Source organism: Duganella rivi (genome assembly GCF_009857435.1).
Classification (GTDB): domain Bacteria; phylum Pseudomonadota; class Gammaproteobacteria; order Burkholderiales; family Burkholderiaceae_D; genus Rugamonas; species Rugamonas rivi.
Window position 1 is genome coordinate 505,176 of sequence record NZ_WWCK01000006.1, and the last position, 25,939, is coordinate 531,114.

Sequence of the window (25,939 nt, forward strand, 5' to 3'; positions counted from 1 at the left end):
ACCGCCTCCTTTATTGTGCGCTGATCTCCGCCAGCAACGTCTCCACCAGTTTTGCCGCCGCCATCGGCCGCGCGCGCGCCACGCCGGTGCCGCACCACAACGACATCAGTTCGGTCTCGCCGCGTTTCGACGCTTCCGCACGAATGGGCGACGTTAGTGCATTTTGAATAGGATATGACGGAAGTTGCCGCTCAATAGCGGCCATTTCGCGCATAAAGCGATTTTCCAGGCCGCGAGCATAACGGCCGGAAAAAGTCCGCGTCAGCCGGGTAGGCTGATCGCCCGCCGTTAGCAGGCGCTGCTTGTAGGCGGGATTGATGCTCGATTCGTCGGTGACCAAAAACGCCGTGCCCATCTGCACCGCCTGGGCGCCGCCGTCCAGCGCCCGCTTGATATCGGCGCCGTTCATGATGCCGCCGGCAGCAATCACGGGAATATTCACGGCCGCCACCACGGTCGGCAGCAGCTCAAAAGTCGTCAACTTCGCATCTTCCTGCGCGCCGATGAAAGTGCCGCGATGTCCGCCCGACTCCACGCCGGAAGCAATGACCGCGTCGGCGCCCCTGCTTTCCCACGCGCGTGCTTCTTCCGCATGGGTAATCGTGCCGATCACGAAAATGCCAGCGTCATGCAAACGCTGAATTTGCTGCGCGCTGAGGATGCCGAAAGTAAAACTCGCCACGGCCGGCCGCAATTCCAGCAGCGTTTCAAACTGGGCGGAGAAATCTTCGCACCATTTAGCAGGCGTTGGCAGCTCGTTCCAGCCAAATGAAGACCAATATGGCTTGAGCCATTCTTTGGCTTGCGCCACCTCGGCAGCCGACGGCTGCGGCGTTTCCAGCACGAAGAAATTCAGGCAAAACGGCTTCTGGGTAAGTTCCCGGATTTGGCCAGTGTGCGCGCGGATCGCATCCGGCGATAACAGGGAGCAGGCCAGCGAACCGAGCGCACCGGCATTCGACACCGCCGCCACTTGCGCAGGCGTGTTATTGCCACCAGCCATAGGGCCCTGGATGATGGGATGCGGAAAAATGGCTGCTAAGGTCATTAAATCCCCTGTTCGGGCTTGTGGATAACCATATGGATATCCACAGGTGCCAAATGTGAGTAAACAAACGGTTTTTGCGGACGGCTTTTTTTATCCCAAAACAGTTCTTTGCTCATACAAGGTTTACGAGCCGGTTTATAAAGCGCGTAAACGACTGATTCTAATCCAAAATGGTGACTTATCCACAGAAACATGTCGATGTTAACAACTATCACTATTTTTATATCTACCTTCTTAGAGTAAACCGATATACTGACTTTGCAAACAAACAGCCTCTGCTGGAGTCGTTTTGCCTTCCCATCGCAAAAATCTCCGGTCGCCTGCCTATCTGCGGTTTCGGCGACGTTTGATGACAGGCCTTTTTTTGATGGCATCCCTTGCCATTGCCGTCGTCGTCAGCCAATTCCGAACTTCCTACATCGAACGCGAACTGTCCGTTCAGTCCCAAACCGAGCACTACGTAAAAGCGATGGAAGCGCATGTGCTTTACTCGATTCAGTCGGTGGATTTATCGCTGATTGGGTTTGCCAACGCCATCAAGATGCTGCCTGCCAAGCAAAGTCATTCGCCGGAAACCATGTCCGACGTGCTTTCTTCGCGTGGTTCCAGCTTCAACAGCGATTACTGGATCTCGTTCATCGATCCCAAAGGCAACGCGGTTGCCACATCGACCGGCACCAACATCTTCGGCACCTCGTACGCCGATCGCGACTACTTCAAAGTTCATCTCGACAACAGCCACAAGGGCAAGCTGTACATTGGCGAACCTGCCATCGGTAAAGTCAGCAAAAAACGGCTGTTTTACCTGAGCCGGCGAGTGGAAACAGCGAAAGGCGAGTTCCTTGGCGTGGTGGTTGCACCGCTCAGTGTCGACCGCTACGTCAAAGTATTTGAAAATTCGCGTTTCAACTCGGACATCTCGATCACGCTGGTGCACGGTGGCGGCAAAATCATTGCTCGCGTGCCCAATTTCGAACTAGCTTTTGCCCGCGATCTTGGCCCTACCGCCCTGTTCGACAATGTGCGCCGCGCCAGTTCCGGTACCTACAAAACCGTCAGTGTGATCGACGGCTTGACGCGGATTTTCAGTTACCGCGTGATTGAAGGCTTGCCGTTGATCATCGTGGTTGGCAGCAATGACACCGAATCGGCCCGTTTGCTGCAACAAAATTACCTGATCGCCGGCGCCGGCTTGACCATCTTGCTGTTGCTGATGCTGGGTGCCGGCCATTTTTCGCTGCGCACTTACACCAGGCAGGAAGAACGGGAATTACGCTACCGCACGCTGTACACCGCCAGCCGCGAAATGGAACGGCAGCTGCTGGCCAACGAAGAATCGCTGAAATTGACCGGCTTATTATTCGAAAACAGCGGCGAAGGCATGATGGTGACTGATCATGACGGCAAAATCCTGACGGTAAATCCGGCGTTTTCCGTTCTCAGCGGCTACACCGAAAAAGAATTGATCGGCCACCGCGCCTACGAGCTGGCCTCCGGCCGCAACGACGAGGAATTTTTCGACCGCATGTTCGAGTGCGTCACCAACACCGGCTACTGGAAGGGCGAACTGTGGCAACGCAACCGCGACGGCGAGGAGGTGTTGGTCTCGATGCTGGTCAACACCGTCTACGATGAGGTGGGAAATCCCTACCGCTACGTTGCTTTGCTCAGCGATATCACGAAAAAGAAAGCGTCCGAAGAACTGATTTGGCGCCAGGCCAACTTCGACGCCCTCACCGGCCTGCCCAACCGGCGCATGTTTCACGAGCATCTGCGGCAGGAAATGAAGAAAACCGACCGCTCGCAGTTGCCGATGGCGCTGGTTTTCGTCGACCTGGACTACTTCAAGGAAATCAACGACACGTTGGGCCACGACAAGGGCGACATCTTGCTGAAAGAAGTGGCAACTCGGCTCTCCAGTTCGGTTCGCAGCACCGATACCGTAGCCCGTCTTGGCGGCGACGAGTTCACCGTGATCTTGAGCGAGTTGCACAATGCCGGCGACGTCGTCCGCACGGCGCAAGAAATCCTCAAGAAAATGAGCACACCGTTCCAGCTGGGAGAGAATCTCGCCCACATTTCGAGCAGCATCGGCATCACTTTGTACCCGGAAGACGGCAAGGATGCTGAAACTTTGATCAAAAACGCCGACCAGGCCATGTACGCGGCCAAGCAACAGGGCCGTAACCGCTTCAACTACTTCGCGCCCTTCATGCAGGAAGCCACGCGCGTGCGCATGAATTTGGTTAACGAACTGCGCGAAGCCGTGCAGCGCGATCAACTCCGCATCATGTACCAGCCGATTATCGACTTGGCCAACGGCGCCATCGTCAAGGCCGAAGCGCTGGTTCGGTGGCAACATCCGACCCGCGGACTGCTGAATCCGGCCGAATTTATTGCGGTGGCTGAAAGCAGCGGCATGATTACCGGCATCGGCGACTGGGTTTTCCGCCAAGCAGCGCGCGAAGTGCAGAAATTGCAGGCGCTGAGTTCGCCGGCCTTCCAGGTTGGCGTGAATAAATCGGCTTGGCAGTTCCATGACGACGGCAGCAACTACCAGGAATGGCTGGATTTTCTGCAAGAACTGAAGCTCAGTCCTCACAGCATCATCATCGAAGTGACGGAAAACCTGCTGTTAGAGACGGCCAACAACAATTCCGACCGCGTTTTGGCGTTTCAACATGCTCACATGCAGCTTTCTTTGGATGATTTTGGCTCCGGCCACTGCTCGGTGGCGTTTTTGAAGCGCTTTGCCATCGATTACATCAAGATCGATCCGGCATTCATCCACCAAGGCAACGACGGCATGCTGATTTGTGAGGCAATTATTGCGATGGCGCACAAGCTGGGCATCAAAGTCATCGCGGAAGGCATCGAAACACCGCAGCAATTGACCGCTTTGACCGCTGCTGGATGCGATTTTGGGCAGGGATACCTGTTCTCCAAGCCCATTTCGGGTGAAGAATTGGAAAAACAACTACAAAAACAGTGCTCGCCTGTGTATAAGTAACTGGATATCCACAGGATGAGATGTGACCAAGCATCTCTTTTGACCACAGGCACTGATTTTATCCAGAATTTGTTCCTGAACTGATACAGCGCTTATGCAGCATGTTGTTTACGCCGTAAACAGATGATTCGTAAACGTATACATGAGTTATCCACAGCAATTTGTACGTTTACTATTACCACTATTTTTATATAAACCTTTTGTAAACAACTAAAACCACGACTTCGAAGAAGCCGCAGGCGGAATAGCGCGGCTGTTCGCGTTTTGAAAGCCATCTACACAGCAAAAAACGTCTTAAAATCCACTTTTTTTCGCTACGCGCTGTGGAAAAAGCCGTTGATCTCCACAGACGACAATTCAAAATCCAAGGAAAAACATGCGTCTAGGCATCATTAGTGCGTTGGCTGAAGAACAGCAGGGGCTGATAGAAGCCCTTGAGAGCCCTTCTAAGCACTTTCACGGCATGCGTGAGTACACGAGCGGAAAACTCTGGGAAATCGACGCTGTGTGCGTTTTATCGCGTATAGGCAAGGTTGCTGCAGCCATGACAGCTGCCATCCTTGTGGAGAAGTTCGAAGTTACCCACATCATCTTTACCGGCGTTGCCGGTAGCGGGGATAAAAACGTCAACGTTGGCGATATCGTGGTCGCGGAATCGTTGATTCAGCATGACTTCGATGCCAGCCCGCTGTTTCCAAGATTTGAAATTCCGCTGACCAGCTTGTCGCGCTTTGCTACCGACGTCGCGTTGACGGAAAGATTGGCTGGCGCTGCTGGACAAATTACGCGCGTGCATCGCGGTTTGATCGCCAGCGGTGATCAATTTATCGGCAAATTGACGCAAATTCAGGCGTTAAAAGCCGATTTGCCCGATTTATTGGCAGTGGAAATGGAAGGCGCAGCGGTTGCGCAAGTGTGTTTCGAACTGGGCATCCCGTTTGCCGTGATCAGGACGATCTCAGACAACGCCAACGACGATGCAGCGGTGGATTTCATGCATTTCATCAAAGGCGTAGCCTCACGCTACGCCTTTGATGTGATTCAAAACTTCTGCAAGGCGTAAAAAAAGCCGGGCGAACCCGGCTTTTTGCTGTTTTACGTCGATTTAGGACGCTTGCAGCGTCATCAGGCTGGCGTTGCCGCCTGCTGCGGTCGTATTCACGCACAGAGCGCGCTCAGCAAGCAAACGCCACAGGGGGATGGCTGCGTCCTCGTTGGTGCTGATCAAGCCCACCAGGGCGCCTTTACGGGCCGCCAGCGGGGCGTGCAAGCTTGCTGCCAGCATCGATTCCACCAAAGCAATCTGGAATTCGCAGCTGTCGAGGCTGGAAACGGTCTGAATGCGGTCTTTCACGGCCGCAGGCAGGTCGGCCGGCAGCAACTTGGCCGCTTCGCCGCTCACGATCGCGGTGTTGCCGGTCGCCAGCGTTGCCGCCAGCTGATTCAGCAGGCCGCCCAGCGTGCCGGCTGCACAGACGATGCCGCCACGGGCCACCAGCGCCAGCGTGTTGCGCTCGCCGGTTGGGCCCGGCAGCGTGGTCAGGCTACCGAGCTGGGTCGAGCGGCTGTATTGCTCGGCCAGGCTGGCCACGCGCTCGTGGCCGTGCATTTTCGACCAGACCACCAGCGCATCCAGCGCCGGGGTGCTGACGCGCTCGTGTGCAGGCGCCGTCACGGCGCCGCGTTGCAGGCGTTTCAGGTACAGCGGGCCGCCGGCTTTCGGGCCGGTGCCGGATTTGCCTTCGCCGCCGAACGGCTGCACGCCCACCACCGCGCCCACGATGTTGCGGTTGATGTAGATGTTGCCGACGTGCGCGCTGCTGGCGATGTAGTCGATGGTTTCATCGATGCGCGAGTGCACGCCCAAGGTCAGGCCGAAGCCGCTGGCGTTGATTTGCTCGACCACTTTCGGCAGGTCGGCGCGCTTGTAGCGGATCACGTGCATCACCGGGCCGAACACTTCTTGCGTCAGCTCGGCCAGCGAGCGGATTTCCAGCACGGTCGGCGGCACGAAGGTGCCGGCGCTGGTCACGCTCGATGGCAAGTCCAGCGAGAAGTAATCGACCGCCGTCGCTTTCAGTTTGTTGATGTGGGCCAGCAGGTTTTGCTGCGCTTCGGCGTCGATCACCGGGCCGATGTCGGTTACCAGGCGATCCGGCGTGCCGACGTTCAGTTCCAGCATCGCGCCTTTCAGCATTTTGATGGTTTTTTCAGCGATATCTTCCTGCAGGAACAGCACGCGCAGGGCCGAGCAACGCTGGCCGGCGCTGTCGAAGGCCGACGAAATCGCATCCTGCACCACTTGCTCAGGCAGCGCCGACGAGTCGACGATCATGGCGTTCTGGCCGCCGGTTTCCGCGATCAGCGGAATGTCGGCGTTTTCCGCCACGGCGCGCTTGGCCAGCGTGCGGTTGATCAGTTGCGCCACTTCGGTCGAGCCGGTGAAGATCACGCCCTTGACGCGGCTATCGGCGGTCAGCGCGGCGCCAACCACTTCGCCACGGCCCGGCAGGAATTGCAACGCGGCGCGCGGAACGCCCGCTTCGTGCAGCAATTCCACCGCGCGGTGAGCGATCAGCGGCGTTTGCTCGGCTGGCTTGGCCAGCACCACGTTACCGGCTGCCAGCGAAGCGGCTACCTGGCCGGTGAAAATCGCCAGCGGGAAGTTCCACGGGCTGATGCAAGTCACCGGACCCAGCGCCAAGGTGTTGGTCGCACCGCTGACTTCGGCCGCGTAGTAGCGCAGGAAGTCGACCGCTTCGCGCAGTTCGGCGACCGCGTTCGGCAGCGATTTGCCGGCTTCGCGGATGGCCAAGGTCATCAGTTCCATGGCGTTGGCTTCGAACAAGTCGGCAGCCTTGGTCAGGGCGGCGGCGCGTTGCGACGGTTCGGTGGTTTGCCAGTCCATGGCGAAATTGCTGGCGCTGGTCAGCGCGGTTTCCACGTCGGCGGCAGTGGCTTCCACCAGTTGGCCGACGATATCGCTGCGTTGCGCCGGGTTGGTGACGTTCAGCACCGGCTGGCCGACGCTCACGCCGCCTGCCAGCAGCGGTGCGGCGTGCCAGTTGCGCGGCGTTGCCAGTGCGGCGGAAATCTCGCGCAGCACGTTTTCGTTGGCGAGGTCGAAACCGGCCGAGTTTTTGCGCTCCGAACCAAACATATCCAGCGGCAGGGCGATGCCGGCGTGCGGCTTGCCGCCCTGCTCGCGCGCGCTTTCAACCGGGTCTTTCAGCAGCGACTCGATAGGAATTGCTTCGTCGACGATCTGGTTCACGAACGACGAGTTGGCGCCGTTTTCCAGCAGGCGGCGCACCAGGTAGGCCAGCAGCGTTTCGTGGGTGCCGACCGGCGCGTAGATGCGGCACGCCTTGTCGAGGTTGTCCTTGCCCACCACTTGGTCGTACAGCGACTCGCCCATGCCGTGCAGGCACTGGAATTCGTAGTCGGTGATGCCGTCGCGCTTGGCCCAGGTGTAGATGGTCGACAAGGTTTGCGCGTTGTGCGTGGCAAATTGTGGATAAATCAGGCCTTGTGCACCGAGCAGTTTCTGCGCGCACACGAGGTAGGACACGTCGGTGTAGACCTTGCGCGTGTAGACCGGGTAGCCGCTCATGCCGTCCACCTGGGCGCGCTTGATTTCGGCATCCCAGTAAGCGCCTTTGACGAGGCGAACCATGAATTTGCGGCCGCTGCGCTTGGCCAGATCGATCAGGTAATCAATCACGAACGGGCAGCGTTTCTGGTAAGCCTGCACCACGAAGCCGATGCCTTCGAAACCTTCCAACGCAGGATCAGCGGCCAGTGCTTCCATCAAATCCAGCGACAGTTCCAGGCGATCCGCCTCTTCCGCATCGATGTTCAGGCCGATGTTGTAGTGCTTGGCCAGCAGCACCAGTTCCCGCACGCGCGGCAGCAGCTGTTCCATCACGCGGGCGCGCTGGGCGCGGCTGTAGCGCGGGTGCAGCGCCGACAATTTCACCGAGATGCCCGGGCCGTTGCGGATGCCGCGGCCGTTCGAGGCCTTGCCGATGGCGTGGATCGCGGTTTCGTACGAAGCGTAGTAATTCTTGGCATCGGCCTCGGTCAGCGCGGCCTCGCCCAGCATGTCGTAGGAGTAGCGATAGCCGCGCGCCTCGTTGGCCTGGCCGTTCTTGATCGCTTCATCGATGGTTTGGCCGGTGACGAACTGGTTGCCCAGCATGCGCATCGCCAGATCCACGCCCTTGCGGATCAGCGGCTCGCCGCCCTTGGCGATCAGCTTGGTCAGCGCCGAGCCGAGGCCCGCTTCGCTGCTGGTGCCGACCAGCTTGCCGGTGATCAGCAGACCCCAGGTGGCGGCATTCACGAACAGCGATGGCGATTCGCCCAGGTGCTTGCGCCAGTCGCCCTTGCTGATTTTGTCGGCAATCAGGCGGTCGGCGGTGGCGTTGTCGGGAATACGCAACAGTGCCTCGGCCAGGCACATCAGCGCCACACCCTCGTCCGAAGACAGCGAAAACTCATGCATCAGCGCATCAACACCCGAGGCGCGGGTACGCTCCGCGCGCACCGAGCTGACCAGTTTATGGGCCAGTTGCTGGGCCTGCTGGATGCTGGCGGCGTCGTGGTTTTTCAGCTCGCCGAGCAGCCATTGGACGGCGCTGACTTCGTCTTTGCGATAGGCTGCGGTGACTGTTGCGCGCAGGGGAATTGGGTCGCGCAGGACTTCAGCCTGTAGGGCGGCGAACGGGGTGAAACCGGAGGTGCTTGCTGCTTGCATGGAGGTACTCTCAGAAGAAAAATTGGGGAGCCGGCCCACGTACAAAAACACGCCCGGTCAGCGTGGCTGGCGAGCGTGAAATGAGGTGAACTGCTTATGATTCGATTGTAGTGGGATTTCTTCTGGATTAATTCTGGTAATGCGAGGGGCTAGCAATAGATAGTTTTTGGTGAGACAATTTAACCAAATAATATTTATTTGGGAGTTCCCGGAAATGTTAGACAAGATCAGCAAAAAAATCTTGATGGAATTGCAGAGCGATGGCCGTATCTCCAACGTGGAGCTGGCCGCGCGGGTGAATTTGTCGCCCGCCGCTTGCCTGGAACGCGTGCGCAAGTTGCACGAATCCGGGTATATCATGGGTTACACGGCGCAACTGAATCCGCAGCTGCTGGACGTGTCCCTGCTTGTCTTTATCGAGGTTGTGCTTGATCGCACCACGCCCGAAGTGTTCGACGCCTTCAAGCACAGCGTGCAGGTGATCCCGGAAGTGCTGGAGTGCCACATGGTTGCCGGCGGCTTCGACTACCTGGTCAAAGCGCGCGTCAAGGACATGGCCGCCTATCGCGAATTCCTCGGTAAAACCCTGCTGCAGAAAGGCGTGCGCGAGACGCACACCTACGCTGTCATGGAAGAAGTGAAGAATACCACCAAGTTACCGATAAAGTAGCATCACAGAAATAAAATTAGTGGAGACGCCCAAGGCGCCTGTTGTTTAGACGGGGGACAGATGAAGCTTTTGCAGCATAAGTTGGTGCAACGTGGATTGTGGATTTTGGGTGCGACGGCAGGCGGTACTTGCCTCGCTTACTTGGTTAACTTGATGGGCGCCGGCCCGGTCACGTCGGCGATTCCGGCCGCATTGGGCGGGGCGGCCGTGACGTGGTGGGCAGCGCGCCAGAACAGCGACGAGGGCGGCGTGCGCCACTTTGCCCACACCGTGGGCGCGGAAATCGACGCCATCATGATCGGCGCGGCGGAAACGTCCTACTTTGTCGACTCGGTGAAGAAGAAAATCGAGCTCGACGTCAGCACCGCCGGCAATATTGTCCACAGCTCCAGCCAAAACGCCGACACCACCGAACGCATCGCCGCCAATGCCGAGCGCGCCGCCAAGATTGCAGCGCAAGTGCGCGGCGAAACCGTCGCTGGCCGCACCGAGGCCGACAGCGGCCTGCAACGCATCCGCACCGCGCGCGAAGACGCGCAGACTGCCGCTGCCGTCATGGCCGCGCTGCAAACCAACTCCCGCAAGATTTACGGCTTCACCGAGGCCATCAGCGAAATTTCCGCCCGCACCAACCTGCTGGCGCTGAATGCCGCCATCGAGGCCGCGCGCGCCGGAGAACAGGGCCGTGGTTTTGCCGTGGTCGCCAGCGAGGTGCGCCAGCTGGCGCTGCGCACCAAGGAAGCCACCGACGAAATCAGCACCATGGTGCGCGAGATTAATCAGCAAGCCGAGAAGGCGGCCAACGGCATGACCTCATTGGCGGTGAAAGTGAGCGAGGCCGCTGGCAACGTGGAAACCGTGCACGGGCTGCTGGGCAATATCGAGCGTTCGTCGGGCGTCTCGGAAGAAGAGATCGGCGAGATCGCGCGGGCGTCGCGCGAGCACGTCGCCACCACTGAGGAAATCGCCCACGCCATCGCCAGCATTCGCGACAGCCTGCTGTCGACCGAGAAGGAGCTGCCGCGCGCGGCCAGCTCGGCCATGGCGCTGGCGGAACGGGCCGAGGTCATCACCGGCGCGCTGGGCGATTCGGATATCGAGAGTTCGCATGACGAGATCCGCATGGCGGCGCAGCGCGCGGCGGCTGAGGTGGGCAAGATTTTCGAACAAGCCATCGCCTCCGGCAAGATCACGCGCGAGGCGCTGTGGGATCGTCATTACACGCCGATTCCAAATACCGATCCGCCCAAGCACAAAACCAAGTTCGACGATTTCACCGACCGCGTGCTGCCGCCGCTGCAGGAAGGCTTGCTGCAAGCCATGCCGCAGCTGGCTTATGCGGGCGCTGTGGATAACAATGGCTATTTCCCCACCCACAACAAGAAGTTTTCCCAGCCGCTGACCGGCAACTACGACGTCGACATCGTCAACAACCGCACCAAGCGGATTTTCAGCGATCGCACGGGCAAGCGCTGCGGCTCGAACACCAAGCCGTTCCTGCTACAGACGTACAAGCGCGATACCGGCGAGGTGATGCATGACTTGTCGGCGCCGATTTACGTGGATGGCAAGCACTGGGGCGGTTTCCGTATCGGCTACCGCTCCAGCAGCAAGCATTAGCGATTAACGAGATGAGGCCGGCGGCGTCGGAGGATTGGCGACGCGGCTCTGGGTGACGGTATTCATTTTTTCGAGGTGCATGCGCAGCCACTTGTGGGCCGGGCTGCGCGCATCGCGCTCGTGCCACAGCATGTCCAGGTGCACCGCCGGCAGCGGGAATGGCAATTCCTTGTGCACCAGCGCGTCGGTCATGCCGGTTGCTGCGATCAAGTGGCGCGGCAGCACGGTAATCAAGTCCGAGTTGGCGACCACGCGGCCGGCGGTGAAGAACTGGTTCACCGTCAGCAAAATGCGGCGTTCGCGTTGCAGCTGGGCCAGCGCCTCATCGACCAGGCCGTGGGCGCGGCCGGAGAAGCTGACCAGCAAGTGGTTGGCGTCGCAGTAATTCTCCAGGGTCAGCTCAACCTTGGACAGCGGATGATCGCGCCGCATCACGCATACATACTTCCCTGAATACAAGCGCTCGTGGCGGATCGGCGAACCGGTCTCGTACGACAGCTGCGCCGCCACGCCGGGGAAAAAGCCGACCGCGAGGTCGATATCGCCGCGCAGCAGCATCGGACGCGGTTCGCGCGTGGTGAGCGGCACCATGCGCACATTGACGCCCGGCGCCTCGCTCTCGATCGAGCGCATCAGCGACGGCAGCCACATGGCGGCGGTCGCATCGGCCATCGCCATACGGAAGGTGGCGTGAGCGGCCGACACGTCAAAGGTTTCCGGCGCCACCGCCGCTTCCAGGCTGGCCAGCGCGCTGCGCACGGACGGCCACAGCGATTCGGCGCGCGGGGTCGGCTTGACGCCGTAGGCAGTGCGGATCAGCAGTTCATCGCCGAGGCTTTCGCGCAAGCGTTTGATGGCGTTGGAAACGGCGGGCTGGGTCATGGCCAGGTGGCCGGCGGCGCGGGTCAGATTTTGCTCTGTCATCACGGCGTCGAATACGCGCAGCAAGTTCAAGTCCAGCGTCAGGAAGCTCATAGCGGCTCAGGGGAAGAGGTGTTGGAGAAATAACGATAGCACAGTCCATTCACCAAACGAATAATTGTTATCGAGAAAGGAAATTGGATAGTTATGTTGCGCCGCACTATAGTTACGTCAGATTCTAAAGCTACGCTTAAACTATGTCCACCGCAATTTCTTTCATGCAAGATTTTTCATGGTTCGCCGCTATCAAGCTGGCGCTGCTGATCGCTGTGAGCGGCGGTTTGCTGGTGCTGTTCCAGCCGCTGCTGCGCGGTTGCGCGCGCGCTGCCGTGCTTGTGGTTAAGCCAAAATTGAGCAAAGAGGAACGTTTGCAGCGCCGCCAGATGCGCGACGCCATGCTGCTCAAGCGCATGCTGAACCGCAGCGAATGCGACCCGAGCCACGCCGCCGAACTGCGCGCCATGGCTTCGCGGGCCTAAAATTTAAGCGCGGCAGCAACTGCCGCGTTGCAGCATCATTTTTCCCCGAGCAAGGCCGGCTTCAAGGAACTATCGACCGGCTTATCACCGAGCCAAATACGCAGCACGGCGTTGTAGAACGCCACGTCCGGCATCAATTCCCCGAGTTTTTTACCATTCAGATAGCACTGGGTGCCCTCGCTCGGCGTCCAATCCAGCGACAGCTGGTCGCCCTTCTTCAGCGCCGGCGTCTGCGCGAACACTTCACCGAACTTGGTGATTTGCGGCAGGATCTTGTTGCGCTCTTCCTTGCTGGTGTTGGCGTTGAGGCCGTCCAGGAAGGCCTTGCCGAAGTCGTCCGAACTCACTTCGCGCAGCATGGTGATGGCGACGCGGCGCGGGCCGGCCACCGCCAGCACGTCCGGCACCGTGGTTTTCTTTTCGGTCAGGTAGAGACCGGCCGCGTAGACCTTGAAGATCATCTTGGTGCGCACGCCGGCGCCGTTCAGCTTGAGCGGCTGGCCGGCCAGGGTGATGCTGTCGTCGAATTTGACGCCGGCCACCTCAACGGCGGCAAAGGCAGGCATGGCGGCCAGCAAAGCGGCGGCCACGAGGGTACGCAGGGTAGTTCTACGGTTCATGAATGTCTCCGAGGTGGTATGTGAACGGACTATACCACCGTGGAGACGCAGCGGCGCAGTTGGCCGCACGGTCATGCTTTTTTGCCAGTTTTGGCTCGTCAGGCCTTGGCGGCCTGCAGCAGTTCGAACTTGGCGAACAGCTGTTCCTTGGTTTCGCGGTGCTCGGGATGGAAGGGAATGCAGCTGACCGGGCACACTTGCTGGCACTGCGGCTCGTCGAAGTGGCCGACGCACTCGGTGCATTTATCCGGGTTGATTTCGTAAATTTCGGCGCCCATGTAGATCGCGTCGTTCGGGCACTCGGGCTCGCAAACGTCGCAATTGATACAGTCGTCGGTGATCATTAAGGCCATGGTGGTACTCGCTTACTCGGTTTTATTCGCGGCAATCTTCTTTTGCAGCCAACGGTCAACCGATGGGAACACAAACTTGGAAACATCCCCGCCCAGCATGGCGATTTCACGCACGATGGTGCCGGAGATGAATTGGTACTGGTCGGACGGCGTCAGGAACATGGTTTCGACGTCCGGTAGCAGGTAGCGGTTCATGCCCGCCATTTGGAACTCGTATTCAAAGTCGGACACGGCGCGCAGGCCGCGCACGATCACGCGCGCATCATGCTCGCGCACGAAGTCTTTGAGCAGGCCGGAGAAGCTCTCCACCCGCACGTTCGGATAGTGGCCGAGCACTTCGTTGGCAATTTCCAGCCGTTCATCAAGCGAGAAGAACGGTTTCTTGTTCTTGCTGTCGGCAACGCCAACCACCAGCGTGTCGAACAGGCCCGATGCGCGACGCACCAAGTCCTCGTGACCACGGGTCAGCGGATCGAAAGTTCCCGGATAAACAGCTACTACCATTGCGGCTCCCTGCAGTGCACCAATATAGAACGCGCATTATGCCCTAAAAAAGCCATTTGCCTTCATTTGGGGCTGTTTTAACGACAATTAGCCTTGGTATTTTAATAAATGATAGAACACCATCCCGGCCTTGTCAGCCCGGATGATTTCCCAGTTTGCCATCCATTCCGGCGCTTCGCCCTCGGCGAACTCCAGCGCCAGCCCGGATTCTGCGTACACGAGTCCGCCCTCTTTCAGCAGTTTGCTGCACAGCGGTAAGGTACGCTCCAGCAAACCTTGCTGGTAAGGTGGGTCGAGGAAAATCAGGTCGAACTTTTGGCCGCGCGCCGCCGCCGATTGCGCCGTCGCCAGCGCGTCGCCGCGCGTGACGGTGACGTTATCGGCTTTCAGTTTAGTCTTGATCTCGTCCAGTTGGCGGATCACTTGCGTGTTGCTGTCCACCATGACGACCGATTGCGCGCCACGGCTGGCAGCTTCGAAACCGAGCGCACCGCTGCCGGCAAACATATCGAGTACTTGCGCGTCGGCCCAATAGCCGTCGCGCTGGTGGTTGATCCAGTTGAACACCGTTTCGCGCACGCGGTCGGGCGTTGGACGCAGGCCGAGCGCAGTCAGCACTGGCAGCGGCGTACGCTTCCATTGGCCGCCGATGATCCGCACCTGGTTGGCGTGCTGGGGGCCATGGACTGGAACTTTGGCTGCTTTTGCGGGCTTGCTGACGGGCTTCTTCGGCATGTGGCTGTGATCTAAGTCATTGATTCAATGAGCAATCATACCACAGCGGCGTTTATCGCTGGTCGGCCGCCAAGCTGTTGAAGTCGTCGATCCAGCCCTGCATGCGCTTGTTGGCGTGGGCTTTCTGGGCCGGCGTGGCGATGTGGATGACCGTCAAGATCAGCTGGATATTGGCCGCCTCGGCAGCATCGAAAAAGGCTTTACGGTCGGAAGGCTGCTCCATGCGATCGAAGTTGTCCTTGATCAGCGTGTGCAGCACGGCCATCGTGGCTTCCTTGTTCAGCTTGTCGTGCTGAATCTTGCGCACCGCCGCCAGGATGGCTTTTTGGCGGCGCTGGCGTTCGTCCAGCCACAGCTCGTTGTCCAGCGGACGGGCATCGGAAGCCTTGCGGATCTGCGCTTCCTGTTCGGAAGTGAAATTGCCGAACCACAGCTCGAACTGCTCCATCGATTTTTGATAGCGGAACTTTTGCTGCGCTTCGCGGTCGCCTTTCATATTCTTTTTGCGGAACTCCGCGTTGTTGGCGGCGAACTTGCGTTCCAGCGTGGCGATTTGCTCCGGCTGCAGCGAGCGCGCCAGATCGGCCAGTTCGGGCAGTGCTTTGAACAGCAGCAACTGGGTGCGGTTCTTGATGTCGTCGTAATCGTTTTGTAGATCGGCGGCAGTGGGGCCGGCGGCCAGCTGGCGCTGCGCGCTTTGCAGGATTTGCGTGTAGTCATGCAGCTGGGTCTTGCGGTGCCAGCGGAATAGTTCGTCGATGTCTTTCTTGACCCAGCCTTTTTGCTCGCTGGTCAGATCGATATAGCCGTCGATCCACCAGTACAGCAAGGCGTCGCCGTGGTTGTAGGCCATGCGCAGGGAACTGCACGCGGCCAGCAGCACCATGAGCACAATCAGGAACAGGCCGGATAGCGTCCGGCGGCCGGCTGGGGGCATGTTAGACTTTTGCATTTACACACTCACTCGATTTGGCACCTCTATGAACGTCGTTATCCTCGCCGCCGGCATGGGCAAGCGCATGCAATCCGCGCTGCCGAAAGTTCTACACCCACTGGCGGGTAAGCCGCTGCTGCAACACGTGCTGGACACGGCGCGTAGCCTGTCCGCCAGCCGATTATGCGTGATTTACGGCCACGGAGGTGCGGCGGTTCAGGCCTTGCTGGCGCAACAGCCTGAGAAGGTGGCTGCCGTGCTGCAAGAACAGCAACTGGGCACCGGCCACGCCGTGATCCAGGCGCTGCCGGAGCTGGACGACAACGTCCCTACCCTGATCCTGTACGGCGACGTGCCGCTCACTACCGCCGCCTCTTTGCAGGCGCTGGTGGACGCCGCCGGCAACGACAAACTCGGCATTTTGACTGTCGAACAAGACGATCCTACCGGGTTGGGAAGAATCGTCCGTGAGAACGGCCACATTGTGCGCATCGTCGAGCAAAAAGATGCCAATGAGGCCGAGCGCGCCATCAAGGAAATCAACAGCGGCATCATGGTGGCGCCGACCAAGCTGCTCAAGCAATGGCTGGCCGCCGTCAAAAATGAAAACGCGCAGGGCGAGTACTACCTGACCGACATCGTCGCGCTGGCCGTGGCGGATGGCGTGCCGGTAGTGTCGGCCCAGCCGTCGGCGCAATGGGAAGTGGCTGGCGTCAACAGCAAAGTGCAGCTGGCCGAGCTGGAACGCATCCACCAGCGCAACATCGCCAACCGCCTGCTGGAGCAAGGCGTGACCCTGATGGATCCGTCCCGCATTGATGTGCGTGGCGAATTGATTTGCGGCCGCGATGTCACCATCGACGTCGGCTGCGTATTTGAAGGCAAGGTTGAGCTGGGTGACGGCGTGCGGGTGGCAGCCCACAGCGTGATCGTCAACGCCCGCATCCTGGCTGGCGCGCAGATCAAGCCGTTCTGCCACATCGAAGAAGCGGTGGTCGGCGAAGCTTCGCTGATCGGCCCGTACGCGCGCCTGCGTCCCGGCACCGTGCTGGCTGAGGATGTGCATGTGGGTAACTTCGTTGAAATCAAAAACGGCCAAGTGGCCGCGCACAGCAAGGCCAATCACCTGGCGTACATCGGCGATGCGACGATAGGATCGCGCGTCAACGTCGGCGCCGGCGTTATAACCTGCAACTACGACGGCGCCAACAAGTTCCGCACCGTGATCGAGGACGACGCCTTCATCGGCAGCGACAGCCAGCTGGTGGCCCCGGTCACCGTCGGCGCAGGCGCGACCATCGGCGCTGGCACCACGCTGACCAAGGATGCGCCGGCCGGCAAGCTGACGGTATCGCGTCCACGCCAGGTCACCATCGACAACTGGACTCGCCCGGTAAAGATCAAAAAGTAAGTTCAGAGTTTTCCACTGAGGTGGCGCCTGCGGGCGCCATTTTTTTTGTGGATAAACTTGTGTGCAAGCCTTGAGCAAGCCGAGGAAAACGATTGGACAAGTAAAACATACAGGTATGAAGCATTTGGCTTGCTGTCATTCAGCCACTCGGCGCTACCTATTTCAGCAAATGTGCATAACTTTGTGGGTAAGTGCCTGAGTAAGTGCTGGATAAGGCTGAATAAGTGGCGGATAACTCTTTCTGCGTCGCAATGCTTGTGCATAAAGCTGTGGGGAAGCATTGGAATAGCGGCAGGATAACCATGGGATAAGTTATCCTAAACAGGTTTTTCCAAATGGTCTAAAACTGCTTGTGGAAAAACCTGTGACTAAGCCTGTGAAAACCGGGGGGGATAAGCTTGGAGTAAGCCTGTATAAGCTTTGAATAACTTCGCTTACACCGCAATGCGCGTCTCGAACTTGCTGCGGAAAGTCGAGAAATACGCCTTCACATTGCGCACATTGGCGTGGCTGGTGAATACCCGGTGCGCCAGCGCGTGGTACGCCGGCATGTCCGCCACCTGCACCACCAGCACAAAATCCGGCCCCGGCGCCACGCGGTAGCATTGCAGCACTGCCGCCTCGCTGGCGACCAACGCTTCAAACTCGGCCATGCGCTCGGCGGCCTGGATATCTAGCGAGATTTCCACAAGCGCCGTCAAACTTGGCCCGACCTTTTCCGGCGCGACGATGGCAACTTGCCGCTGAATCACGCCGCTTTCGCGCAACTGCTTGACCCGGCGCAAGCAAGTTGGCGGTGAAACGTGCACGGCAGCGGCCAACTCGGCGTTGGTTTGAGATGCATCAACTTGCAGCGCGTTGAGAATGCGACGATCTATTTCATCCATGAGTCATTTAAGAAATAATATTTCATAAGGTGGGTATGGTGAAATTTTATGCCAAATATGGCTAAATTCAGAAAGCTTATTTCACCCCCGCTGCTCTACGATGGCTTCCTGACTTAATTGAAGAGGTTCCCCATGTGCGGCATCGTCGGCGCGGTAGCGCAACGCAACATCACTCCCATTCTGCTGGAAGGTCTGAAACGGCTGGAATACCGTGGCTACGACTCTTGCGGCGTCGCCCTGCACGTGGATGGCCAGTTGCAACGCTCGCGCAGCACCTCGCGCGTGGCTGACCTCGAACAGCAGATTCAGGAAGCACACCTGCAAGGTTTCACCGGCATCGCCCACACCCGCTGGGCTACCCACGGCGCGCCGGCTTCGCACAATGCCCACCCGCACTTCTCGCCGACCACCGAGCAAGCCCGTATCGCGCTGGTGCACAACGGCATCATCGAAAACCACGACGAACTGCGCGCCGAACTGACCGCGCTCGGCTACGTATTCCAGAGCCAGACCGACACCGAAGTGATCGCCCACCTGGTCGACCACATGTACAACGGCGACCTGTTCGACACCGTCCAGCAAGCCGTCAAGCGCCTGACCGGCGCCTACGCGATTGCCGTGTTCTGCCGCGAAGAACCGCACCGCGTGGTGGCTGCGCGCCAAGGTTCGCCGCTGATCGTTGGCATCGGCCAAGGCGAAAACTTCGTCGCCTCGGACGCCATGGCGCTGGCCGGCACCACCGACCAAATCATCTACCTTGAAGAAGGCGACGTGGTTGACCTGCAACTGGGCCGCGTGTGGATCGTCGACAGCAACGGCAAGCAAGTGCAGCGCGACGTCAAAACCGTGCAGGCGCACACCGGCGCGGCCGAGCTGGGCCCGTACCGCCACTACATGCAGAAAGAAATCTTCGAGCAGCCGCGCGTGATTGGCGACACCCTGGAAGGCGTCACCGGCATTATGCCCGAGCTGTTTGGCGATGGCGCGTACAACGTCTTCAAGCAAATCGACCGCGTGCTGATTTTGGCTTGCGGCACCAGCTACTACTCGGGCCTGACCGCCAAGTACTGGATTGAATCGGTGGCCAAGATTCCGGTCAACGTTGAAATCGCCTCCGAATACCGCTACCGCGACAGCGTGCCGCACCCGAACACGCTGGTGGTCACCATCTCGCAAAGCGGCGAAACGGCCGACACCTTGGCCGCATTGAAACATGCGCGCTCGCTGGGCATGGAACACACCCTGACCATCTGCAATGTCGCCACCAGCGCAATGGTGCGCGAATGCAAACTGGCCTACATCACCCGCGCCGGCGTGGAAGTGGGCGTGGCCTCGACCAAGGCCTTCACCACCCAGCTGGCCGGCCTGTTCCTGCTGACCTTGTCGCTGGCGCAAGTCAACGGCCGCCTGACCGACGCCGAAGAAACCGAGCACCTGAAAGCCATGCGCCACCTGCCCGTGGCGATTTCGGCGGTGCTGGCGCTGGAGCCGCAAATCATCGCTTGGGCGGAAGATTTCGCGCGCAAGGAAAACGCCCTGTTCCTTGGCCGCGGCATGCACTACCCGATCGCACTGGAAGGCGCGCTCAAGCTCAAAGAGATTTCCTATATCCACGCTGAAGCTTACCCTGCGGGCGAACTGAAGCACGGCCCGCTGGCGCTGGTGACGGAAGAAATGCCGGTGGTCACGGTGGCGCCGAACGACGCGCTGATCGAGAAGCTGAAATCGAATATGCAGGAAGTGCGTGCGCGCGGCGGCCAGCTGTACGTATTTGCCGACGTCGACTCGCGCATCACCTCGGGCGAAGGTGTGCACGTGATCCGCCTGCCGGAACACTACGGCTTGCTGTCGCCGATCCTGCACGTGGTCTCGCTGCAACTGCTGGCCTACCACGCCGCCGTCGCCCGCGGCACCGACGTCGACAAGCCGCGCAATTTGGCCAAGTCGGTGACGGTGGAGTAATTGCCCAAGCTCGCCCATCACCAGTTGTCGTCAAATAATAAAGTCTGACACTAAATAATAAAGTTTGACACCGGCCTGCGGGGCTGGCTCCAAGTGGGGGGACCAGCCTGCGTCTAATTTGAGAGCATCGCATTCCGTTACAGCAATTCATCCAAACGAAAACGTATCATGTAGGTGCCAGAGCAGGGCATATGCGGGCTCCGTTCTCTGCCGATATCGATGAGATCGGGAGTCCTGCCTTTGTGCGCTTGCAGGATATCCATCAATGGATGGTTGCATAGGCGCCGTCCACTTCGGGTGGAGACGTGGGTACAAGTGATTGGGGAGCGGTGCCGTTTCCTAGGTCTTCGAAATCATAAGGCTGGGGCAAGCGATTTTGCCAGCGACTTCATCCGCGAACAATTTCATAAGACTTGGCTCCGCAAACACCGTCCACAAATTCTAGACACAAAACCTCATGCGTACCTCGGTAAAATTGATGGAGTTTGCGCAGGAACTCACGACTTTTACCCAGCCTTGACGTGCGCAGCGATTCTTGTTGTTACCTATAATTCAGCAAAGGAAGCCTTGGCAGCATTGGATGAAACAGATAGTCGTATAAGCTTAGAGAGGCGACATGAGCGTCCGGCAGGAGAACTCTTTTCAGCTTTTTTCGGCGGCCTAATACCTAAAGATTTGTATGTGTCGGCGCAACGTAAAGTTGACTGATGCCGGCAGCACTACATGGGTGGTGGGATAAAGTCCTGTGCCGCTGGTGGGCGTATCTTGCACATCTCAAAAATTCCCTATCATAGGAATTGATGTAAAAGCTGCCATGCTCCCGTCGCATATTTGCCGGCCCACCAAATGCTCGCGGCCAGAGGCGGAAACCAACGTAGTTTTATGCTGAATTTTTTCAGATTTTTTATGACATTCATTGACGATTGCTCTTAAGTTTTGGGCAGGTATTTTTCGATGCGTAAATTCGAAAATCCGACTTCAGTGCATCTAATTGATATCGTAAAACGAAATGAATAAAAACTTAGAATTTCGTGGCAGTGTTCGCGGCGAGCACACTTGGCAAACTGACATCGGGACCCCGTACCCCTTCTAATTTGGATTTCAGCACTAACCTCATTTGCTGTAAAAGCACAATGGAGCTTTTTGTCAGTCGCACCATTTCGGCTTCGGTATCTGAACTGTCTTCACCATCGAGGCGTTGTTCACGAAGACGACAACAAACTAGTATGCCTTCAGCGCTGAGGCTGCTTAAAGTCCAGGCAAGATCTGCCGCGCTGTACTCGGATGGAGGAATTGGTGAGAGATGAATAATCGCGTGCTTTTGACCATTGGCCAACAACGCAATTAGCACTGGATCCTGAAATAATTTCAGCATTTCAACAAAGTCGTCGGTGTTTAAAACATATCGGCCGATGCGCTCAATTTTTCCTTGCCACACTTTTGCTCCGTGGCTCGTCAATTTTTTCGCAAGCGCGCTATAGCCCCCGATCGCTTCTATATTCTCAACAAGACGCGCGTGGATGGCATCCATAGATGCCATGTGGGCCAGATGGGGCGGTATCTTTACAGGATCAAAATTCAGTTTAGATGCAATCGCGGCGATATCTGATTTCACGGCGTTAATAGACATGTTATCCCTCAGAAACGTAGGAGATGAAATTCTAGGAGATAGTTTGGAGTCAATCTACATTTGCTCCGGGCGAATTCGTATGAATTCCTATGGTTGTAATTTTCCTCAATTTATGTATTTATCCACGTACGACAATGTATGCGACGATTGTGCAGATGCCTTGTCCCGTCAGCAACTGTTTTCGGTGATGTCGGCCATTCTGGTCGCGCCCTGGCGAGTCCCCGAGACTGTTGTCTGATTAATCCTTGACTCCCCCTTGACCTGTTCTGCTTACGGCGTTTGACTGCTTTCTTTGTGCCGGCGCTTGCACCGCATGCGACCCTGCCTTTGCGCCGCAGTCGCTAGCGGTTTGCCTCGTCCTCCTAAGTTCGTCTTGCTACATGCTATGTTCATCAGACATAAATGGGTTCATTTGTCATAACAGTCACTTTTGGCGAGCATTTCTTTGAGCTTTTCACTTCCTGACGCCGTAGGGTACTGAAGCTTGGTTGCTAAGAGCAGCTCGTTGGGATATTTGAAGCTACCCTGTGTATAGGCATTGCCTTGCCCATAGGCCAATCTCCATAATTGAGTAGCTGAGCGCGGTGAGAGGGACCAGCCGAGAGCTGGGGCACGCTCAAGACGTGCCATTTCGTCTTCAGGTGGCGATAGCTCCCGCAACGCGTCCATCGCTGTGTCTTGGTGTAAGCGACTATCTGACTCCGGTAGACGAGGGTTAAGTGACCTTGTTCCCATTGACCAATGAATAACATGGCAGTCTTGCAGATTGCGTCCAAGTTCATTGAGAGCGATCGCTGTACGCCCTTCGCGAACTCCAATGATTGAGCGGAGTGGGACAGCAAGCTGTACCAGCCAACTGGAAGCCGCATAGTCCGGTACCGTTTTACTGACGCTTCCCTCTTCTGGATCGGAGCTGATCAGCACAACGAATAGGCGGGAAGCAGGGATTTTATTTTTTTCCAACGCACTGATTATGTCGAGTAGTGTTTGACTTCCCGAATTGTCGAAATATCCGCCATCAACGATGGATCGCTCGCTTGCTGCCATTTCATGCGACCAAGGGTTCCAATGAAATGCATTACGCGCCCTTGGCGGACTCACAAGAGGAAACCGGGCACTGTCGGTTGCGTTCGTAAATAGGCCTGCGCGTTGGGCACACCAGCCATCCCGTGGACATAGCAAAGGGGAGCTGAGCAATACTCGGTGTCCGTCTTGGACGCTAGTGGCGTTCGAGATCAGAAATGGCTGCGCGTCGTCTTCTATCAGCTCTTGACCTAATAAAGCGCCACCATTTCCAGCTTTGCCGTGCGATTTCAACAGCTTCGTGTAAGCTGCTATCCAACTCATTTGCAACGGCCCAGCTCTGGTCGAAAAATCGTTCCATTCCGCAGAGTTATTTGGCCGCGAAGTGTTAGAAGTACCGTTAAGTAGATCGTGACCTACTGCACGCAGGACAACTGGGCTGAGGTGATCTTCAGTGGCTGCCGCAACTAATCCGAGCGCCAGCGGATAACCACGGGAATCCGGCGAATTTAATCGGCAATGCTCACGCTGGGCAGGATCCGCCAGGTCGTGCCTGCTTGCTGCGTATAGAGCGCTGCCGATTGCTCCTCCTGACACGCTGCTGATCGCAAAAATATGATCGCCGAAAGCACCGCAGGTAGCGGCATCGACGGCTGCTAGTACAGAAGCGGTGTGAGCCGCAGCGCGGCTCCCACCGCCTGCAGCAGCGACAAGGATTATGGGTGTATCGTCGCCTCGTCCCGGAAAACGGGACCACCGTTGATAGCGATCCCAAATGCGCATTTCCATGGGGCAGACCGCGTTAGCATCCGAGCAGTCACCAAAGTGGAATCCGCGTTCCGCGGTAGTTATTGGAGCAGGCGGTATGCCTTGCACGTATAAGCCCAGTCCGGCCGCCGCTACACAACAAATACAGACGGCGCGCCCAAGCAGAGCGCTTGCCAACTCATATACATTGCCGGCCGTCGCCAAGACCAGAACTAGCGCCGCTGGGGTGATAACCCATGCAGCTAATGTCTGCGGTGTGTGAATGTCATTTGTAACTGCGAAGAGGCCGCAAGTCGCAATAATCCCAACGCAGGTCACGGTGACTGTCGCGGCCGAAAACCCGGTGAGCTTACGACGAATGCCACGCCGATAGACCGCAAGAAATTCTCTATTCTCACCTTCTAGCTGTCTCCCTTTGAATACTGGCCAATTCCACGGCATCCACAGCAGAAGACAAGGAAAGAAAAACGCGAAGGGCAGCATGAATGCTCGTGATGCAGGCGCAACGCTTAAGCTGACCACCATAATCCTCAAAATGATCCACGTAACCGCTAAGATCATTAATAACGCCGCCAGTAACATGCGCCCGTTGCGCCAGCCTGCAGAACGGATTGCTCCAAATATGGTGATGAAGACCACTACGTATCCAAGTATCCAATTCCAGTGGTGGAGCTGCGAGTTGAATGGCCCAACGATAGCGAGCGTTACTGCTGCAAAGACTGCCCACCCCGCACTTATCCGGACCACTCTATTTGACCGGCGGGTAATGGCCTTCATGAGTACTATCAAAGTAAAGAGGCCAAGTAATGCGACGAAAACCGATTCGCTACGTCCTTGCCCAGCGCCGTGGAGCAGCCGATAAGACAGCATGAAAAGTGGCACACTACCGAGCAGCGTTGCGACCAAATGAATGTGATCTGCGGATAGGACATGCCGCAAACCCCATTTCGTGAGGGCTCGCGTAGTGCTTGTGCGCACAGCGAAACCGTACCAAAGCACGCTTAACGTAAGTACCAACATTTGAGCAATAGTGGCCTGAAACCCCATTCGATGACCACAAGCGCTTGCGAAGGAGCCGCACAAAAACAGAAGGTCTTCAAAATACTCTTCGATTTGATCCATGCTCCAGGCAGCCTCGAGCAAGAGTAAGGCAGTAATTGGGCGTCGCAAACACCAAATAAAGTTGCAGGCTAGACGAAGTGCTTCCATCGTCTTCTGCCCTCGTTTCAACAGCTCGTTTTCGATCTCTCGGAGAGCGTTTCGATCATTTAGCATATACATAACCTTAAAAATATTTCCATATGGAAATTTCGCATGATGAAGGTTATTTGTCTATGTCAGACATCGAAAATTGTATTTTTGGTTATGTGCTGCTCAAATTAAAGGATAATTGCCTCTCCAACTTGGGAGGATCTATGCCGAATCTTTCTCTTAGCGACCTGATCGACGTCGTGTCCAAGTCAGGGACGCCCAAAGCAACGAAGGTTCGCCAGATTAAGAACCGTCCTGCATATCAGCCTGCCATAGATTTTTATAAGCCCCTGCGAGACGCCTTCGTCAAGATCCACACAGAAGGTGCGGATCGCTCCTCGCTGGACGGCATCGTGCCCAAGTTGACTGACGTAAAGAAAATCACCAGTTATCCTGAGCTTGTGGAAGGCTATAAGAAATGGTGGGGTAAGAAGAAGATTGGCTGGTTTGTTCCGCCGCGCGGGACATATAGCCATGCGGGGATAGACATAAGCGTTAACCCAGAATTAGGCTTGGTGATTGATGGTGCGAGAGTTGTAATCAAGCTATACATGAAAGCCGACCCGATATCACAGTACCGGGTTGACCTGATCCCGCTCCTCTTAGAATTGGTGTTGCGCGACAAGTGCCAAGCAGGAGACGCCGTAGGACTGTTGGATGCCCGAAAGGGCAAGCTGCATTATTTGACTGTCAATCCGGGCACGTCGAAGCCGATTTTAGACGCTGAACTAGCATACGTCGCAGCTTTGTGGCCACATGTATGACTGTTTCAGAGTAAGGCCGCTTGTTGGCCTTCGACTCCAAACTGAAGCCGCTTGGCCTCTATACGGCTCACCAAAGAGCCCCCCGTAGGTCAAATAGATTTACGACGAACAACGCATGTACCTTTCAGCAAGCATCCCGACGACGGCTCGACCAACTATATTTCTACACTACCTTTTTGTTCATGCAAATTTGCCGACCCCGACCAACTCTGCCTGAAGCAGCTACCTTAGTAAAATTAAGCACTTAACGTTAGGCAGCCCGACCAACTTTATTTGCTCTCATCAGCTCACCCAAGCCGATGCCGGCACGTTTGAATAGTCCAGTCCACGGTGGACTGGTCGATGGCCGCGTGCACGGGCGAGCCGGACAGCTCGGTCATGATGCCGGCGGCCGCGCGCTTGCCATCGCGCGCCGACTTCCACAGCAGCATATCGATGACCCAGCCATCGCTGCCTTCACAGATGCGCCGCAAGATGAAGCCCGGCTGCTTTTGCAGCCATGCATCAACATCGGCGTTCGCTGCGATGAAGTCCTTGATCGTCATGCCCTTCACCAGCTGAAAGGTGGTGATTTCCATTGCTTCATTCAT

General features: G+C 57.3%; 20 protein-coding genes. 8 read left to right on the forward strand and 12 right to left on the reverse strand.

Going from position 1 to position 25,939, the window contains the following annotated elements:
• Nucleotides 1-10: 10 nt before the first annotated feature.
• Nucleotides 11-1,048 carry an NAD(P)H-dependent flavin oxidoreductase gene (locus GTP45_RS21815; RefSeq protein ID WP_161015944.1) on the reverse strand — a complete coding sequence of 346 codons (1,038 nt, stop codon included), beginning with the start codon at nucleotides 1,046-1,048 and terminating at the stop codon, nucleotides 11-13.
• Nucleotides 1,049-1,415: 367 nt separating this feature from the next.
• Here GTP45_RS21815 and GTP45_RS21820 point away from each other — a divergent pair, with 367 nt between their 5' ends.
• Both GTP45_RS21820 and GTP45_RS21825 read left to right on the forward strand, forming a co-directional pair.
• Nucleotides 1,416-4,058 (forward strand): bifunctional diguanylate cyclase/phosphodiesterase, encoded by a 2,643-nt coding sequence (locus GTP45_RS21820; RefSeq protein ID WP_161015945.1) that lies wholly within the window; start codon nucleotides 1,416-1,418, stop codon nucleotides 4,056-4,058.
• 376 nt (nucleotides 4,059-4,434) lie between these two features.
• On the forward strand, nucleotides 4,435-5,121 hold the full coding sequence (locus GTP45_RS21825) for a 5'-methylthioadenosine/adenosylhomocysteine nucleosidase (protein ID WP_161015946.1): 687 nt from the start codon (nucleotides 4,435-4,437) through the stop codon (nucleotides 5,119-5,121).
• A gap of 42 nt (nucleotides 5,122-5,163) precedes the next feature.
• On the opposite strand, the gene putA is transcribed toward GTP45_RS21825, so the two are convergent.
• Nucleotides 5,164-8,817, reverse strand: a complete 3,654-nt coding sequence (putA, locus tag GTP45_RS21830; RefSeq protein WP_161015947.1) for a trifunctional transcriptional regulator/proline dehydrogenase/L-glutamate gamma-semialdehyde dehydrogenase — start codon at nucleotides 8,815-8,817, stop codon at nucleotides 5,164-5,166.
• 214 nt (nucleotides 8,818-9,031) lie between these two features.
• Here putA and GTP45_RS21835 point away from each other — a divergent pair, with 214 nt between their 5' ends.
• Together GTP45_RS21835 and GTP45_RS21840 are read left to right on the forward strand one after the other, a co-directional pair.
• On the forward strand, nucleotides 9,032-9,487 hold the full coding sequence (locus GTP45_RS21835) for an Lrp/AsnC ligand binding domain-containing protein (RefSeq protein ID WP_008443393.1): 456 nt from the start codon (nucleotides 9,032-9,034) through the stop codon (nucleotides 9,485-9,487).
• A gap of 60 nt (nucleotides 9,488-9,547) precedes the next feature.
• Nucleotides 9,548-11,107: a methyl-accepting chemotaxis protein gene (locus tag GTP45_RS21840; protein ID WP_161015948.1), complete on the forward strand. Its 1,560-nt coding sequence runs from the start codon at nucleotides 9,548-9,550 to the stop codon at nucleotides 11,105-11,107.
• 3 nt (nucleotides 11,108-11,110) lie between these two features.
• Here the strand turns inward: GTP45_RS21840 and GTP45_RS21845 are convergent, their stop codons facing one another.
• Nucleotides 11,111-12,082, reverse strand: a complete 972-nt coding sequence (locus tag GTP45_RS21845; protein WP_161015949.1) for a LysR family transcriptional regulator — start codon at nucleotides 12,080-12,082, stop codon at nucleotides 11,111-11,113.
• Between the two features lie 164 nt (nucleotides 12,083-12,246).
• Here GTP45_RS21845 and GTP45_RS21850 point away from each other — a divergent pair, with 164 nt between their 5' ends.
• Entirely contained in the window at nucleotides 12,247-12,507 is a 261-nt protein-coding gene (locus tag GTP45_RS21850; protein ID WP_229258582.1) for a hypothetical protein, read from the forward strand.
• Nucleotides 12,508-12,542: 35 nt separating this feature from the next.
• On the opposite strand, the gene GTP45_RS21855 is transcribed toward GTP45_RS21850, so the two are convergent.
• The 5 genes from GTP45_RS21855 to GTP45_RS21875 form a co-directional block, all read right to left on the reverse strand.
• On the reverse strand, nucleotides 12,543-13,127 hold the full coding sequence (locus GTP45_RS21855; RefSeq protein ID WP_161015951.1) for a chalcone isomerase family protein: 585 nt from the start codon (nucleotides 13,125-13,127) through the stop codon (nucleotides 12,543-12,545).
• Between the two features lie 98 nt (nucleotides 13,128-13,225).
• Nucleotides 13,226-13,480, reverse strand: a complete 255-nt coding sequence (locus GTP45_RS21860) for a YfhL family 4Fe-4S dicluster ferredoxin (RefSeq protein WP_161015952.1) — start codon at nucleotides 13,478-13,480, stop codon at nucleotides 13,226-13,228.
• Between the two features lie 12 nt (nucleotides 13,481-13,492).
• Nucleotides 13,493-13,984: a pantetheine-phosphate adenylyltransferase gene (gene coaD / locus GTP45_RS21865; protein ID WP_161015953.1), complete on the reverse strand. Its 492-nt coding sequence runs from the start codon at nucleotides 13,982-13,984 to the stop codon at nucleotides 13,493-13,495.
• An 87-nt stretch (nucleotides 13,985-14,071) separates the two neighbouring features.
• A complete protein-coding gene (gene rsmD / locus GTP45_RS21870) occupies nucleotides 14,072-14,719 on the reverse strand; it encodes a 16S rRNA (guanine(966)-N(2))-methyltransferase RsmD (protein ID WP_161015954.1) in 648 nt (215 codons plus the stop codon).
• A gap of 52 nt (nucleotides 14,720-14,771) precedes the next feature.
• Nucleotides 14,772-15,671 (reverse strand): DUF6279 family lipoprotein, encoded by a 900-nt coding sequence (locus GTP45_RS21875; RefSeq protein WP_229258583.1) that lies wholly within the window; start codon nucleotides 15,669-15,671, stop codon nucleotides 14,772-14,774.
• Between the two features lie 28 nt (nucleotides 15,672-15,699).
• Between GTP45_RS21875 and glmU the strand changes: the two genes are divergently transcribed.
• The gene (gene glmU, locus GTP45_RS21880; RefSeq protein WP_161015955.1) at nucleotides 15,700-17,064 is read left to right on the forward strand and encodes a bifunctional UDP-N-acetylglucosamine diphosphorylase/glucosamine-1-phosphate N-acetyltransferase GlmU; all 1,365 of its coding nucleotides are present in this window, start codon (nucleotides 15,700-15,702) and stop codon (nucleotides 17,062-17,064) included.
• Nucleotides 17,065-17,498: 434 nt separating this feature from the next.
• Here the strand turns inward: glmU and GTP45_RS21885 are convergent, their stop codons facing one another.
• Nucleotides 17,499-17,951: an Lrp/AsnC family transcriptional regulator gene (locus tag GTP45_RS21885; protein WP_161015956.1), complete on the reverse strand. Its 453-nt coding sequence runs from the start codon at nucleotides 17,949-17,951 to the stop codon at nucleotides 17,499-17,501.
• A gap of 132 nt (nucleotides 17,952-18,083) precedes the next feature.
• On the opposite strand from GTP45_RS21885, the gene glmS reads away from it, so the two are divergent.
• Nucleotides 18,084-19,913: a glutamine--fructose-6-phosphate transaminase (isomerizing) gene (glmS, locus tag GTP45_RS21890; protein WP_161015957.1), complete on the forward strand. Its 1,830-nt coding sequence runs from the start codon at nucleotides 18,084-18,086 to the stop codon at nucleotides 19,911-19,913.
• Nucleotides 19,914-20,934: 1,021 nt separating this feature from the next.
• Here the strand turns inward: glmS and GTP45_RS21895 are convergent.
• Both GTP45_RS21895 and GTP45_RS21900 read right to left on the reverse strand, forming a co-directional pair.
• The gene (locus tag GTP45_RS21895) at nucleotides 20,935-21,543 is read right to left on the reverse strand and encodes a hypothetical protein (protein ID WP_161015958.1); all 609 of its coding nucleotides are present in this window, start codon (nucleotides 21,541-21,543) and stop codon (nucleotides 20,935-20,937) included.
• A gap of 408 nt (nucleotides 21,544-21,951) precedes the next feature.
• The gene (locus GTP45_RS21900; protein ID WP_161015959.1) at nucleotides 21,952-24,456 is read right to left on the reverse strand and encodes a hypothetical protein; all 2,505 of its coding nucleotides are present in this window, start codon (nucleotides 24,454-24,456) and stop codon (nucleotides 21,952-21,954) included.
• A gap of 179 nt (nucleotides 24,457-24,635) precedes the next feature.
• Between GTP45_RS21900 and GTP45_RS21905 the strand changes: the two genes are divergently transcribed.
• Nucleotides 24,636-25,349: a hypothetical protein gene (locus GTP45_RS21905; protein WP_229258584.1), complete on the forward strand. Its 714-nt coding sequence runs from the start codon at nucleotides 24,636-24,638 to the stop codon at nucleotides 25,347-25,349.
• A 287-nt stretch (nucleotides 25,350-25,636) separates the two neighbouring features.
• On the opposite strand, the gene GTP45_RS21910 is transcribed toward GTP45_RS21905, so the two are convergent.
• The gene (locus tag GTP45_RS21910) at nucleotides 25,637-25,939 is read right to left on the reverse strand and encodes a hypothetical protein (RefSeq protein WP_161015960.1); all 303 of its coding nucleotides are present in this window, start codon (nucleotides 25,937-25,939) and stop codon (nucleotides 25,637-25,639) included.

Excerpts from the sequence above, each read along its gene's own strand:
- GTP45_RS21815 (WP_161015944.1), bottom strand. The coding sequence starts at position 1,048 with ATGACCTTAGCAGCCATTTTTCCGCATCCCATCATCCAGGGCCCTATG.
- GTP45_RS21820 (WP_161015945.1), top strand. The coding sequence starts at position 1,416 with ATGGCATCCCTTGCCATTGCCGTCGTCGTCAGCCAATTCCGAACTTCC.
- GTP45_RS21825 (WP_161015946.1), top strand. The coding sequence starts at position 4,435 with ATGCGTCTAGGCATCATTAGTGCGTTGGCTGAAGAACAGCAGGGGCTG.
- putA (WP_161015947.1), bottom strand. The coding sequence starts at position 8,817 with ATGCAAGCAGCAAGCACCTCCGGTTTCACCCCGTTCGCCGCCCTACAG.
- GTP45_RS21835 (WP_008443393.1), top strand. The coding sequence starts at position 9,032 with ATGTTAGACAAGATCAGCAAAAAAATCTTGATGGAATTGCAGAGCGAT.
- GTP45_RS21840 (WP_161015948.1), top strand. The coding sequence starts at position 9,548 with ATGAAGCTTTTGCAGCATAAGTTGGTGCAACGTGGATTGTGGATTTTG.
- GTP45_RS21845 (WP_161015949.1), bottom strand. The coding sequence starts at position 12,082 with ATGAGCTTCCTGACGCTGGACTTGAACTTGCTGCGCGTATTCGACGCC.
- GTP45_RS21850 (WP_229258582.1), top strand. The coding sequence starts at position 12,247 with ATGCAAGATTTTTCATGGTTCGCCGCTATCAAGCTGGCGCTGCTGATC.
- GTP45_RS21855 (WP_161015951.1), bottom strand. The coding sequence starts at position 13,127 with ATGAACCGTAGAACTACCCTGCGTACCCTCGTGGCCGCCGCTTTGCTG.
- GTP45_RS21860 (WP_161015952.1), bottom strand. The coding sequence starts at position 13,480 with ATGGCCTTAATGATCACCGACGACTGTATCAATTGCGACGTTTGCGAG.
- coaD (WP_161015953.1), bottom strand. The coding sequence starts at position 13,984 with ATGGTAGTAGCTGTTTATCCGGGAACTTTCGATCCGCTGACCCGTGGT.
- rsmD (WP_161015954.1), bottom strand. The coding sequence starts at position 14,719 with ATGCCGAAGAAGCCCGTCAGCAAGCCCGCAAAAGCAGCCAAAGTTCCA.
- GTP45_RS21875 (WP_229258583.1), bottom strand. The coding sequence starts at position 15,671 with ATGCAAAAGTCTAACATGCCCCCAGCCGGCCGCCGGACGCTATCCGGC.
- glmU (WP_161015955.1), top strand. The coding sequence starts at position 15,700 with ATGAACGTCGTTATCCTCGCCGCCGGCATGGGCAAGCGCATGCAATCC.
- GTP45_RS21885 (WP_161015956.1), bottom strand. The coding sequence starts at position 17,951 with ATGGATGAAATAGATCGTCGCATTCTCAACGCGCTGCAAGTTGATGCA.
- glmS (WP_161015957.1), top strand. The coding sequence starts at position 18,084 with ATGTGCGGCATCGTCGGCGCGGTAGCGCAACGCAACATCACTCCCATT.
- GTP45_RS21895 (WP_161015958.1), bottom strand. The coding sequence starts at position 21,543 with ATGTCTATTAACGCCGTGAAATCAGATATCGCCGCGATTGCATCTAAA.
- GTP45_RS21900 (WP_161015959.1), bottom strand. The coding sequence starts at position 24,456 with ATGGATCAAATCGAAGAGTATTTTGAAGACCTTCTGTTTTTGTGCGGC.
- GTP45_RS21905 (WP_229258584.1), top strand. The coding sequence starts at position 24,636 with ATGGAAATTTCGCATGATGAAGGTTATTTGTCTATGTCAGACATCGAA.
- GTP45_RS21910 (WP_161015960.1), bottom strand. The coding sequence starts at position 25,939 with ATGAATGAAGCAATGGAAATCACCACCTTTCAGCTGGTGAAGGGCATG.